This is a genomic window from Kitasatospora sp. NPDC059817, from assembly GCF_042731835.1.
In the GTDB taxonomy this organism is placed as follows: domain Bacteria; phylum Actinomycetota; class Actinomycetes; order Streptomycetales; family Streptomycetaceae; genus Kitasatospora.
Genome location: NZ_JBHWIR010000038.1, coordinates 16,727 through 29,527, shown reverse-complemented (window position 1 = coordinate 29,527; position 12,801 = coordinate 16,727). Strand labels below are relative to the sequence as shown.

The 12,801-nt window shown below is 75.1% G+C and carries 10 protein-coding genes and 1 pseudogene; 9 read left to right on the top strand and 2 right to left on the bottom strand.

Annotated elements, in window-relative coordinates:
- Window positions 1-217, top strand: a pseudogene (locus ACFV61_RS11295) (LacI family transcriptional regulator); the annotation flags it as partial.
- Window positions 218-384: 167 nt separating this feature from the next.
- Here ACFV61_RS11295 and ACFV61_RS11290 read toward each other — a convergent pair.
- A complete protein-coding gene (locus ACFV61_RS11290) occupies window positions 385-1,179 on the bottom strand; it encodes a sugar phosphate isomerase/epimerase family protein (RefSeq protein ID WP_380491272.1) in 795 nt (264 codons plus the stop codon).
- A 9-nt stretch (window positions 1,180-1,188) separates the two neighbouring features.
- Entirely contained in the window at window positions 1,189-3,192 is a 2,004-nt protein-coding gene (locus ACFV61_RS11285; RefSeq protein WP_380491271.1) for a DUF2264 domain-containing protein, read from the bottom strand.
- Window positions 3,193-3,402: 210 nt separating this feature from the next.
- On the opposite strand from ACFV61_RS11285, the gene ACFV61_RS11280 reads away from it, so the two are divergent.
- From ACFV61_RS11280 to ACFV61_RS11245, 8 genes are all read left to right on the top strand, one after another.
- Complete coding sequence (locus ACFV61_RS11280; protein ID WP_380491269.1) at window positions 3,403-4,740, top strand: ABC transporter substrate-binding protein; 1,338 nt, start codon at window positions 3,403-3,405, stop codon at window positions 4,738-4,740.
- Window positions 4,737-5,687 carry a carbohydrate ABC transporter permease gene (locus ACFV61_RS11275; protein ID WP_063350583.1) on the top strand — a complete coding sequence of 317 codons (951 nt, stop codon included), beginning with the start codon at window positions 4,737-4,739 and terminating at the stop codon, window positions 5,685-5,687. The genes ACFV61_RS11280 and ACFV61_RS11275 overlap by 4 nt, the downstream gene beginning before the upstream one ends.
- Window positions 5,684-6,586 carry a carbohydrate ABC transporter permease gene (locus ACFV61_RS11270; protein ID WP_380339439.1) on the top strand — a complete coding sequence of 301 codons (903 nt, stop codon included), beginning with the start codon at window positions 5,684-5,686 and terminating at the stop codon, window positions 6,584-6,586. The genes ACFV61_RS11275 and ACFV61_RS11270 overlap by 4 nt, the downstream gene beginning before the upstream one ends.
- Entirely contained in the window at window positions 6,583-7,632 is a 1,050-nt protein-coding gene (locus ACFV61_RS11265; protein ID WP_079136126.1) for a hydroxyacid dehydrogenase, read from the top strand. Before ACFV61_RS11270 ends, ACFV61_RS11265 begins: the two co-directional genes overlap by 4 nt.
- A gap of 126 nt (window positions 7,633-7,758) precedes the next feature.
- On the top strand, window positions 7,759-8,862 hold the full coding sequence (locus tag ACFV61_RS11260; RefSeq protein ID WP_380339536.1) for a Gfo/Idh/MocA family protein: 1,104 nt from the start codon (window positions 7,759-7,761) through the stop codon (window positions 8,860-8,862).
- Complete coding sequence (locus tag ACFV61_RS11255) at window positions 8,862-10,034, top strand: dihydrodipicolinate synthase family protein (RefSeq protein WP_063350580.1); 1,173 nt, start codon at window positions 8,862-8,864, stop codon at window positions 10,032-10,034. The genes ACFV61_RS11260 and ACFV61_RS11255 overlap by 1 nt, the downstream gene beginning before the upstream one ends.
- Window positions 10,031-10,912: a sugar phosphate isomerase/epimerase family protein gene (locus ACFV61_RS11250; RefSeq protein WP_380491267.1), complete on the top strand. Its 882-nt coding sequence runs from the start codon at window positions 10,031-10,033 to the stop codon at window positions 10,910-10,912. Before ACFV61_RS11255 ends, ACFV61_RS11250 begins: the two co-directional genes overlap by 4 nt.
- A gap of 52 nt (window positions 10,913-10,964) precedes the next feature.
- The gene (locus tag ACFV61_RS11245) at window positions 10,965-12,770 is read left to right on the top strand and encodes a beta-galactosidase (protein ID WP_380491266.1); all 1,806 of its coding nucleotides are present in this window, start codon (window positions 10,965-10,967) and stop codon (window positions 12,768-12,770) included.
- The last annotated feature ends 31 nt before the right edge of the window (window positions 12,771-12,801 follow it).

Genomic DNA, 12,801 nt, shown 5'->3' with positions numbered 1-12,801 from the left:
CCCCGGGGGGCCCGCCCCACTCGCCTTGCCCGCTCCCCCGCCCGGGTCCCGCCCGCGGCGGCCCCCGCGGCTGCCCCCCGTCGCCCCGCCGACCCGCGCGGTCGGCGAGACCGCCGTCGGCCTCCTGCTGCGCCGCCTCACCGCCGGGCCCGACCTGCCGGTGCACCGGATCTCCCTGCTCCCGGCCCTGCGCATCCGCACCTCCTGCGGCGGCTGAACCCCCAGCCCCCGGCCGGGGAGCCCGTCCAGCTGCCACCTTCGCTCCCCGGCCCGCCCATGCGCCGGGCCGGGGAGCCCTCACACTGGCCGTACTTGGGCGATTCGGGCGTGCAGCCAGGCGGGATGCCCAGCGTCGCGGGCCCGGCGAGATCGACCGGACAGGACCTACCGCCGCAGTCCCGCCAGCCAGGCGGCGGCCGCGCCGAGCAGCGGAGCCAGCGGGGCGGCCTCGGGGTACCACGGCGCCTCGTACTCCCAGCAGACCCAGGCGTCGGCCGGCAGCAGGGCGAGGCAGGCGGCGATCGGCAGGGTGCCGGCGCCGAGCGGCAGCGGCGTGCGGTCGGCGGCCGAGGCGACGTCCTTGACCTGGACGTGGCCCAGCCGGCCGACCAGCGCCCGGTGGGTGGCCTGCGGCGGCTCCCCGCCGAGGACGGTGTGCTGGAGGTCCCACAGGGCGCCGACGGCCGGGTGGACGACGGGGGCGAGCAGCCGGGCGAGGTCGCGACCGGTCGGGTGCGAGTCGTGCGTCTCGACCAGGACCCGGACGCCGAGCGCGGCCGCGCGGCCGGCGACGGCGGCCAGCCGCCGGGCGGCGCGTTCGTCAGCCCGCTCGTCGGCCGCCGCCGGGCCGGGCGCGGCGCCGCCGTGCGGGAAGACCCGGACGGCCGGGCAGCCCAGGTCGGCGGCGAGTTCCAGGTGTCCGCCGAGGTCCGCGAGCAGCGGGGCGTCCGCGCCCGGGGCGGCGATGCCGACGTAGGAGGCCAGCGCGAGCGGAACCGTCCCGGTGGACGCCAGTGCGCGCGTGGCGGCGCGCCGCTCGTCGGCGGTCAGTCCGGGGTGGACCGGCTGGCCCGGGGCGCAGCGCAGTTCCAGCCCGTGCCAGCCGTGGTCGGCGGCGAGGCGCGCGGCGGCGGCGAGCGGCAGGTCGGGCAGGCCGAGGGTGGAGAGGGCGAGTGGCACGGGTGCTCCTCAGGTCCGGGCGCCGGGCGGAAGCCGGCGGGCGAAGGCCGCTCCCGGCGACAGCTCCGCCTCGTGGACGGCGCCGTCGGGCCACCGCACCCGCAGCCGGTAGGCCCCGTCGGGGGCGGCCGCCACGTCCGCCGCCAGGCCGTCGAGCGTCGGGAGTTCGTCCGCGGTGGCGGTGAGACGGGCTGCGGTGAGGTGAGCGGTGGTGAGGCGGGCGGCGCACACCAGCAGGTGGGCGGCCCCGCCGGTGGCGCCGGTCAGGACCGGCAGGGCGGCGGCCGCTCCGAAGGCCGTGCCGTCCGGGACGGGGCTGGTGCGGGCGGCGGTGTAGCCGTGCAGGGCGCGCAGTTCACTGGTCAGCAGCCGGCCGTCCAGCGTGTGGGCGGTGGCGGCGGCGGCAGTGCCAGCGACGGGCCGGGCGGGCGGCAGGTGGTCTCCGGCGACGGCCCAGCCGCCCTCGCGCAACGGGGTGCCGGGCGGGGCGCCGACGACCAGGTGGGCGCGGACCTCGTCGGCGCCGTGGGCGAGGGTCAGCGAGGTGACGGTGACACCGGGCAGGGGCTGTCCGGCGGCCCGGGGGCGGTGGGTGGAGGCCGCCCAGCCGTCGCCGGTGGCGAGTGGGGTGATGGGGCCGCGTTCGGTGGGTTCGCCGTCGACCAGTAGGGCGAGGTGGTTGTCGGCCGGGCCGGTGTGGACGGGGCCGGTGGCGGTGGAGTGGGCGAGCCGCGCGTAGTGCGGGTCGTCGGGGTGGACGCGGTCGGCGGGCTGGTCGTCGCTGCCGTGGTTGTGGAGGCGGACCAGGCCGTCGGCGGCGGTGGACTGGACCAGCCAGCCGGGGCCGGGCAGCGCCCGGACGGTGTCGCGGCTTTCGGCGGGCGCGGGCTCCTCGCGGTCGGTCCAGGCGGGGTGGTCGGCGGGCAGCAGCAGGCCGAGGAAGCCGGAGGCCGCCCAGTAGGGCGAGGCGGAGCCGGAGTAGGGCTGGACGAGCGGGGGGTGGGGGCCGTACCAGCCGAGGGTGAGCAGGCCGTCGGGGCCGGTGGCGCCGCGGTCGAGGAAGTGGCGCAGGGCGCCGGAGGCGAGTCGGCGGGTGGTGCCGGGGGTGAGCGGGGTGTGGCCGGTGAGGGTGCCGGCCCAGAGCGGGGCGGCGGCGGCGAACCGGTAGATCAGCGAGCGGCCCTGGTGCACCGGCGCGCCGTCGCCGCCGAACAGGTGGGCGTAGTCGGCGAGGTGGGCGGCGAGCCGGGGGCCGTACTCGGCGAGCAGGGCGCGGTCGTCGGCGAGGTGGGCGTGCAGCACGGGGTAGAGGTGCAGGGCCCAGCCGTTGTAGTGGTCGAAGGCGCGGGGGCGGCCGTCGGTGTACCAGCCGTCGCCGAGGTAGAAGCGATCGATGCGTTCCAGGCCGCGCCGGACGGCGGCGCGGGCGGCGTCCTCCTCGACGCCGGCCTCGGCGAGGAAGCCGCCGACGGCGAGCGGGAAGAGCCACCAGTTGTTGTCGTTGGGTGTGCGGTGGAGGGTCTCGGCGAGCCACCGGGCGGTTCTGGTCCGGACGTCGGCGGGGAGGCGGTCCCAGAGCCAGGGGCGGGTCAGCCGCAGGGCGAACGCGATGGCGGCGGCCTCGACCATGGCCTGGCCGCGGTCGGTGACGACGGGCCAGGACGCCGGGTCGTCGTCGGTGAGGTCGCGTGCGGTGGTGGGGTGGCGGGTGCCGGCGTCGAGTCCGGCGGCGTAGCGGTCGAGCAGGCCGTGCGGGTCGGCGCCGCCGGCGCCGGCGATCCGAAGGGCGGCGAGGAGGAAGGTGCGGGCGAAGCCTTCGAGGGCGTCGGAGCGGCGGCCGGACCAGCTCGGCCGGGGGCCGGGGAGGTCGATCAGCGCGTGTCCGGGGCCGGCCCAGGGGAGGACGGCGTCGAGCAGCCCGTCGGCGGCGGCCTCCCAGTGGGCTCTGGTCCAGCCGGTGCGGGGGCTGAGGGCGTGGTCTTCCGGGGGCAGCAGCACGGCGGTGTCCTCCATGGCCCGGGGCTCGGGAGTCGTGCCCCGTGCGGGGAATCTAGAAAGCGGTTGATCGTTCGTCAAGGCTTTTGATCGCAACAGATCATTTGATCCCGATCTCTTGACTTCGATCGATCGCCCGCCCAGGATGGCGACCACTTGCCCGCCCGGTCGCGGCCACCGGCAGCCCCACTGACCCCCCGGCCGCGCCCCCCTCTCCCGGAGTCGTGCATGCCCTCACTCCCGCTCCCCCTCCCCCACCCCCGGCGCAGACTCCTCCGCGCCGCCGCCGGCGGCCTGCTGTCCACCGTCCTCCTCGCCGCCTGCGCCGGCAGCGGCGGCGGCGCCCCGAAGGCCGACGACGGCAAGCCGGTCACGCTGACCTTCTGGGCCTGGTCCAAGGGCACGAAGGAGGTCGTCGCCGCCTTCAACGCCTCCCACCCCGACGTGAACGTGGTCTACGAGGAGATACCGTCCGGCACGGCCGGCGGGTACGCCAAGATCTCCAACGCGGTGAAGGCCGGCAACGCCCCCGACGTGTTCAACGTCGAGTACGCCCAACTGCCGGACTTCGTCAGCCAGGGCGCCGTCCAGGACATCTCCGGGCTCGTCCCCGGCGAGCTCAAGGCGAAGTACCTGCCGCAGACCATGGACCTGACCACCCTCGGCGGCCGCACCTGGGCGCTGCCGCTGGACGCCTCGCCGCAGGCCTTCTACTACCGCAAGGACCTCTTCGACCGGGCCGGCCTCACCCCGCCGAAGACCTGGGACGAATTCCGCACCGCCGCGCAGAAACTGAAGCAGGCCCAGCCGGACACCCGGATCGCCACCTTCTTCCCCGACGACCCGGCCACCTTCGAGGCGATGGCCTGGCAGGCCGGCGCCCACTGGTTCACCGGCCGCGACGACGCCTGGAGCGTCGACCTCAACGGCGCCGGGACCAAGCAGACCGCGGACTACTGGCAGCAGTTGATCGCCGAGGACCTGGTCCGCGTCCAGCCCTCGTTCAGCCAGCCGTGGACGGCCTCGCTGCAGAAGGGCGAGACCGCCGGCTACCTCGGCGCCTCCTGGGGCGGCGGGGTGCTGAAGGGCACCCTGCCCGACGCGGCCGGCACGTGGGCCGTCGCCCCGGTGCCCAGCTGGGACGGCGCCCCGGCCAGCGGCATGGTCGGCGGCACCACCTTCGCCGTCTCCAAGAACAGCAAGAAGGCCAAGGCCGCCGTCGAGTTCGCCACCTGGGCGACCACCACGCCGGAGGGCATCAAGGCCCGGATCGCCTCCGGCACCTCCTCCGCCTTCCCGGCCGCGCCCGCGCTCGTCCCGGTGGCCGAGGAGGCCTTCAAGGCCGACTTCTACGGCGGCCAGGACGTGTACGCGCTCTACACGGACGCCGCGAAGTCGATCAAGCCGAACTGGCAGTGGGGCCCGACGATGAACGCGACCAACAACGCGCTCAAGGACGCGTTCGGCAAGCTCACCCAGGGCGGCACCGTCCAGGGGGCCCTCGACGCCGCACAGCAGTCCACCCTGGCCGAGCTGAAGAACCGCGGCCTCAAGGTCAAGCAGTGACCGCCCAGCCGCCCCGCACCGGGCCCGGGCCCGCCGTCGCCGCCCGCGCCCGCCGGCGCGGGCGGTACGGGGCGCCGGCCGTCCTGCTCGCCCCGTTCGTGCTCCTGTTCACCGCCTGCACGCTCGTCCCGATCGGCTACGCCGTCCACCTCAGCCTGTACACCGAGCACCGGTCCGGGCTCGGCTTCGGCGGCGGCGAGACGGTCTTCACCGGCCTCGGCAACTACGCCCGGGCGCTCGGCGACCAGGCGTTCCGCTCGGGCTTCTGGACCACCGCGCAGTACTGCCTGCTCTACATCCCGCTGATGACGGGGCTGGCGCTGCTCCTCGCGCTGCTGCTGGACTCGGCGCTGGCCCGCGCCCGCCGCTTCTTCCAGCTGGCGCTGTTCCTGCCGCACGCGGTGCCCGGCATCATCGCCGCGCTGATCTGGGTCTACCTGTACACGCCCGGCATCAGCCCGGTCATCGACCTGCTGAACGCCGGCGGCGCCCACCCCGACCCGTTCGGCGCGCCACTGCCCGCCGTGGTCAACATCGCACTCTGGGAGTGGACCGGCTACAACATGGTCATCTTCTACGCCGCACTCCAGGCCGTCCCGCGCGAAGTCCTCGAAGCGGCCGTCGTCGACGGCGCCGGACCGCTGCGGACCGCCGTCAGCGTCAAGATCCCGCTCATCCGCGCCTCGATCGTGCTGGTCGGCCTGTTCACCCTGATCGGCTCGCTCCAGCTCTTCACCGAACCGATGATCCTGCACGGCGCCTCCCCCGGCGTCGTCTCCACCTGGACGCCCAGCATGTACGCCTACACCGCCGCCTTCGACCGGGGCGACTACGGCCTGGCCGCCGCCGCCTCGGTGCTGCTCGCGCTCGCCGCCGCCGCGCTGTCCTTCCTCGTCACCCGGGCCACCCGCCCGCGCCCGGACCGCCGGACGGAGGCCACCGGATGACCACGCTCGCCCCCGGACGCCGCCCCCGGCAGCGCTCCGCCGCCCGCAGCCACCCGCCCCGCCGGCCGTGGAGCCTCTCCAAGGCCGCCGTCAACGGCGCCCTCGTCCTCGCCACCGCCTACACCCTGCTGCCGCTGCTGTGGCTGGTGACGGCCGCCGCCAAGAACACCGGCGACCTGCTCGGCGGGCGCGCCCTCTCCCCCGCCACCTGGCACCTCGGCGAGAACCTGCACGCGCTGGCCACCACCGGGGACGGCATCTACTTCCGCTGGTACCTCAACTCCCTGCTGTACGCCGGGCTCGGCGCACTGGCCTGCGCCCTGGTCTGCGTCTGCGCCGGGTACGCGTTCCACGTCCACGCCTTCCCCGGCAAGGAGAAGCTGTTCGGCCTGGTGCTGCTCGGCGTGCTGGTGCCCACCACCACGCTGGCCCTGCCGATGTACCTGCTCGCCTCGGACCTCGGCGTGGTCAACACCTTCTGGGCGGTCTTCGTGCCCTCCCTGGTCAACCCCTTCGGCGTCTACCTCGCCCGGGTGTTCTGCGCGGGCTACGTCCCCGGGGAGGTGCTGGAGGCGGCCCGGATGGACGGCGCGGGCGAACTGCGCACCTTCTGGTCGATCGGCCTGCGGATGATGACGCCCGGCTTCGTCACGGTGTTCCTCTTCCAGTTCACCGCGATCTGGAACAACTTCTTCCTCCCCCTGGTGATGCTCTCGGACAACCGGCTCTTCCCGGTCAGCCTCGGCCTGTTCAGCTGGAACGCCCAGACCCACGCCTTCCCCGAGTACTACCCCCTCGTCGTCAGCGGCTCGCTGCTCGCCGTCCTCCCGCTGGTGGCGGCCTTCGTCGGCCTGCAACGCCACTGGCGGGCCGGCCTGACCGCAGGAAGCGTCAAATGACCACCACCACAGCCGACATCCGCTCCCCCGCCGCCCCGGCCCGCCGGCCCCGCGCCCTGCTCGCGATGGACCGCGCCCTGCCCGCCCGGCTGCTCGACCGGCACGCCGTCCAGCGGCTCACCGACCTCGCCGACCTCGACCCCGACCTGGTCGTGGACGACTTCGCCACCCCCGAGGCCGCCGCCGCGCTGGCCCGCACCGAGGTCATCATCAGCGGCTGGGGCTGCCCGCCGCTGGACGAGGCCGTACTGGCCGCCGCGCCCCGGCTGCGCGCCGTCATCCACGCCGCCGGCTCGGTCAAGCACCACGTCACCGACGCCTGCTGGCGGCGCGGCCTCCAGGTGACCTCGGCGGCCTGGGCCAACGCGCTGCCCGTCGCCGAGTACACCGTCGCCGCCGTGCTGCTCGCCAACAAGCGGCTGCTGGCGATCCGCGAGGACTACCGGCACCGGCGCGCCCCGCACGACTGGCAGGGCGCCTACGCCGCCGCCGGGAACTACCGGCGCACGGTCGGCGTCGTCGGCGCCTCCCGGATCGGGCGCCGGGTGCTCGAACTGCTCGGCCCGCACGACCTCGACCTGCTGCTGTACGACCCGTACGTGGAGGCCGCCGAGGCCGCCGCGCTCGGCGCCCGGGCCGTCGGCCTGGACGACCTGTGCGCCTCCTCCGACGTGGTCACCGTGCACGCCCCCGAACTGCCCGAGACCCACCACCTGGTGGACCGCCGCCGGCTCGCCCTGATGCGCGACGGCGCCACCCTGGTCAACACCTCCCGCGGCTCGCTGGTCGACCAGCAGGCGCTCACCGACGAACTCGTCGCCGGCCGCCTGGACGCCGTCCTCGACGTCACCGTCCCCGAGGTCCTGCCCGCCGACTCACCGCTGTACGAGCTGCCGAACGTCCTGCTCACCCCGCACGTGGCCGGCTCGCTCGGCGGCGAGCTGCACCGGATGGCCGCCGCCGCGGCCGACGAACTCGCCCGCTACGCGCGGGGCCTGCCGTTCGCCCACGCCGTCCACCCCGAAGGCATCCACCGCACGGCCTGACCGCCCCCCCGTCACCAGCTGCACGGCCTGACCGCGCCCCCGCCAGCACCAACACCACCAGCTGCAAGGAGAACACCCGTGGACCGCAAGGTGATCGGCGTCGTCCTGAACGGCGTCACCGGCCGCATGGGCCACCGCCAACACCTCGTCCGCTCGATCCTCGCCATCCGCGAGCAGGGCGGCCTCGACCTCGACGACGGCCGGGTGCTCTGGCCCGAACCCATCCTGCTCGGCCGCAACGAGGCCAAGCTGCGCGCCCTGGCCGAGCGCCACGGCCTGGAGCACTGGACCACCTCGCTCGACGAGGCGCTCGCCCACCCGCTCACCGAGGTGTACTTCGACGCCCAGGTGACCCCCGCCCGGGAGGCCGCCCTGCGCGCCGCGATCGCTGCCGGCAAGCACGTCTACACCGAGAAGCCGACCGCCGAATCCCTCGACGCCGCCCTGGAGCTGGCCCGCCTCGCCCGGGCGGCCGGCGTCCGCAACGGCGTCGTCCAGGACAAGCTGTTCCTGCCCGGGCTGCGCAAGCTCAAGCGGCTGATCGACGGCGGGTTCTTCGGCCGGATCCTGTCCGTGCGCGGCGAGTTCGGCTACTGGGTCTTCGAGGGCGACTGGCAGAGCGCCCAGCGCCCGTCCTGGAACTACCGCGCCGAGGACGGCGGCGGCGTGATCCTCGACATGTTCCCGCACTGGCGCTACGTGCTGGACAACCTCTTCGGGCCCGTCCGCACGGTGTACGCGCACGCCTCCACCCACATCCCCCGTCGCGTCGACGAGCAGGGCCGGGCCTACCCCGCCACCGCCGACGACGCCGCGTACGGCGTCTTCGAGCTGGCCGACGGCGTCGTCGCGCAGATCAACTCCTCCTGGGCGGTGCGGGTCGACCGGGACGAACTGGTCGAGTTCCAGGTCGACGGCACCGAGGGCAGCGCCGTCGCCGGGCTGCGCGAGTGCCGCATCCAGCACCGCGCCACCACCCCCCGGCCGGTCTGGAACCCGGACCTCCCGGCCACCGACCCCTTCCGCGCCCAGTGGCAGCCGGTGCCCGCCAACGAGGAGTACGACAACGGCTTCAAGGTGCAGTGGGAGCTGTTCCTGCGCCACGTGGCGACCGGCTCCGCCTACCCGTGGGACCTCCTGGAAGGCGCCAAGGGCGTCCAGCTCGCCGAACTCGGCCTGCGCTCGGCGCGCGAGGGCCGCCGGCTCGACGTCCCCGAGCTGGTGCTCTGATGGCCGAACTCGACCTGCCCGGACACGGCCGGCTGCGGCTGCGCGAGCCCGCACCGCTCGACCTGCCCGCACACCCGCCCGCCTCCCGCACGGCCTTCGCGGCCGCCCACGTCGTCGCCGACCCGCTCGGCGCCAACGCCGCCGGCGCCCCGGCCGCCCTGGACTGGGACGCCACCCTCGCCTTCCGCCACCACCTCTGGTCGCTCGGCCTCGGCGTCGCCGACGCCATGGACACCGCCCAGCGCGGCATGGGCCTGGACTGGGCCGCCACCCGCGAACTCATCACCCGCTCCGGCGCGGCGGCCCGCGCCGTCGGCGGCCGGCTCGCCTGCGGCGTCGGCACCGACCAACTCACCGACCCGGCAGGCTCCTTGAGCGACATCACGGCCGCCGCCCTGAGCGAGGTCGCAGACGCCTACGAGGCGCAGCTCGCCGTGGTCGAGGCGGCCGGCGCGCAGCCCGTCCTGATGGCCAGCCGGGCCCTCAACTCCCGCGCCCGCGGCCCGGAGGACTTCCTCCGCGTCTACGACGGGCTGATCCGGCAGTCCGCCCGGCCGGTGATCCTGCACTGGCTCGGCGCCGCCTTCGACCCGGCACTGGACGGCTACTGGGGCTCCGCCGACCTCGACGCGGCCACCGACACCGTCCTCACCCTCATCCGCGAACACCCCGGTCGGATCGACGGCATCAAGGTGTCGCTGCTGGACGCCGACCGGGAGGTCGCGCTGCGCCGCGCCCTGCCCGCCGGGGTGCGGCTCTACACCGGCGACGACTTCCACTACCCCGAACTGATCAAGGGCGACGAACTCGGCCACAGCGACGCCCTGCTCGGCGTCTTCGACCCGATCGCCGGCCACGCCGCGGCAGCCCTGCACGCCCTGGACGCCGGCGACACCGCCCGCTACGACGCGCTGCTCGGCCCGACGCTGCCGCTGGCCCGGCACCTCTTCGCGGCGCCGACCTTCCAGTACAAGACCGGCGTGGTCTTCCTCGCCTACCTGGCCGGCCACCAGGAGCACTTCACCATGGTGGCCGGCGCCCAGAGCGGCCGGTCCGTACCGCACCTCGTCGAACTGCTCCGGCTCGCCGACGCCGCCGGGGTGCTCCCCGACCCCGAGCTCGCGGCCGACCGGATGCGCCGCTACCTCGCCCTGGCCGGGTGGTCGGCATGACCGCACCCCACCCCGCCGAACGGGGTACCGCCGCCCCCGGTCTGGAACGGCTCTCGCTCAACCAGATCACCACCAAGCACTGGTCCCTGCCCGAGGCCGTCCGGGGCTGCGCGCAGGCGGGCATCCCGGCGATCGGCCTGTGGCGGGACAAGGTCGCCGAGACCGGAACGGCCCGCGCCGCCCGGCTGGTCCGCGACAGCGGCCTGACCGTCAGCAGCCTCTGCCGGGGCGGCTTCCTCACCGCCGCCGGGCCCGAAGGCCGCCGCGCCGCGCTCGACGACAACCGGCGGGCCGTCGAGGAGGCCGCCGAACTCGGCACCGACACCCTGGTGCTGGTCGTCGGAGGCCTGCCCGAGGAAAGCCGCGACCTGCCCGGCGCGCGCGCCCGGGTCGCCGACCTGCTCGCCGAACTCGCCCCGTACGCCGGGCAGTTCGGCGTGCGGTTGGCCATCGAACCGCTGCATCCGATGTTCTGCGCCGACCGCGCCGTGGTCTCCACCCTCGGCCAGGCGCTCGACCTCGCCGCGCCGCACCCGGCCGCCCAGGTCGGCGTGGTCGTCGACAGCTACCACGTCTGGTGGGATCCGGCGCTGCCCGAGCAACTCGCCCGGGCGGGCCGGGACGGCCGCATCGCCACCTACCAGGTGTGCGACTGGACGCTGCCGCTGCCCGCCGACATCCTGCTCGGGCGCGGCCACGTCGGCGACGGCCACATCGACTTCCGCTCCCTCACCGACCAGGTCACGGCGGCGGGCTACACCGGCTGGATCGAGGTCGAGATCTTCAACGAACGGATCTGGGCCACCCCCGGCGCACAGACCCTCGCCACCGTGGCCGACCGCCACCGCACCCACGTGGCCACCGCGCCACACCGGTAGCCGTTGGCCTACCCTGGCAGCCCGTGCCACACCCTCGAAAGCTGGTCACGCGATGATCGAAACGATCGAACTCGACTACGACGACTCCGGATTCCGCCGCAACGGGGCCCCGCACCGGATCGTCGCCGGCGCCCTGCACTACTTCCGCGTCCACCCCGAGCTCTGGGACGACCGGCTGCGCCGCCTGCGCGCCCTCGGCGTCAACACCGTGGACACCTACATCCCCTGGAACTTCCACGAACTGCCCACCGGTGAGATCGACTTCACCGGCTGGCGGGACGTGGCCCGGTTCGTCCGGCTGGCCCAGCAGCACGGACTGGACGTCATCCTGCGGCCCGGCCCCTACATCTGCGCCGAATGGGAGTTCGGCGGCCTGCCCGCCCGCCTCCTCGCCGTCGACGGCCTGCGCCTGCGCTGCGCCGACCCCGCCTTCCTGGCCGCCGTGGACGGCTGGTTCGACGCCCTCGTGCCCGAGCTGCTGCCGCTGCTGGCGAGCCGCGGCGGCCCCGTCGTGGCCGTCCAGGTCGAGAACGAGTACGGCAGCTACGGCACCGACGCCGGCTACCTCGCCCACCTGCGCGACGGCCTCCTCGCGCGCGGCGTGGACTGCCTGCTGTTCACCGCCGACGGCGCCGAGGACTTCATGCAGCAGGGCGGCGCGATCCCCGGCCTGCTCGCCACCGCGACCTTCGGCTCCCGCGCCCCCGAGCGCTTCGAGGTGCTGCGCCGCCAGCAGCCCAAGGGGCCGCTGGCCGCCATGGAGTTCTGGATCGGCTGGTTCGACCGCGTCGGCGGGCCCCACCACGTCCGCGACCCGAAGGAGTCCGCCCGCTCCCTGGACGCACTCCTCGCCACCGGCGCCTCCGTCAACCTCTACATGGCCCACGGCGGCACCAACTTCGGCCTCTGGTCCGGCGCCAACCACACCGGCACCAGCCCCGACACCCCGGGCTACGAGCCCACCACCACCAGCTACGACTACGACGCCCCCATCGGCGAGGCCGGCGAACTCACCGCCAAGTTCCACGCCCTGCGCGACGTCATCGGCCGGTACCTCCCCCTGCCCGAGGGCGAACTCCCCGCCGAGCCGCCCCGCCTGGCCCCGCGTCGCATCGACCGCAGGACCGGCCGGGCCCGCCTGTTCGACTCCCTGGACGCCCTGGCCACCCCGCACCACCGGCCCGTCCCGGAACCCATGGAGAACCTCGGCCAGTCCCTCGGCCTCATCCACTACCGCACCCGCGTCCCCGGCCCCCGCCCCGCCCTGCCGCTGCGCATCGACGGCCTCGGCGACCGCGCCCAGGTCTTCGCCGACGGCCGCCCCCTCGGCACCCTCGACCGCAACGACCCCGGCGCCACCCTCCCGCTGGCCACCACGCCGGCCGGCACCACCCTGGACATCCTGGTCGAGGCGCTCGGCCGCACCAACTACGGCCCCCAGCTCGACGACCGCAAGGGCATCCGGCGGGGCGTCTCGCACGAACGCCAGCGCCTCCACGACTGGGAGATCCGCCCGCTCCCCCTCACCGACCTGAGCGGCCTGGCCTTCGACCCGGCCACCGCCGCCACCGACGGCGACCCGGCCTTCCACCGCTTCGAGACCGACCTCGACTCCCCCGCCGACGCCTTCCTCGCCCTGCCCGGCTGGGGCCGCGGCCTGCTCTGGCTCAACGGCTTCCTCCTCGGCCGCTACACCGACGAGGGCCCGCAGCGCACCCTCTACGCCCCCGCCCCGCTCTGGCGCCCGGGCACCAACACCCTCGTCCTCCTCGAACTCACCCGCCACGGCGAAGCCCTCGACCTGCGCGACCGACCCGACCTCGGCCCCGTCACGGACGCCCCCAGCTCCGAGTTCTGAAACTCCGCCTCACCGGCATCGTGACCGCCCT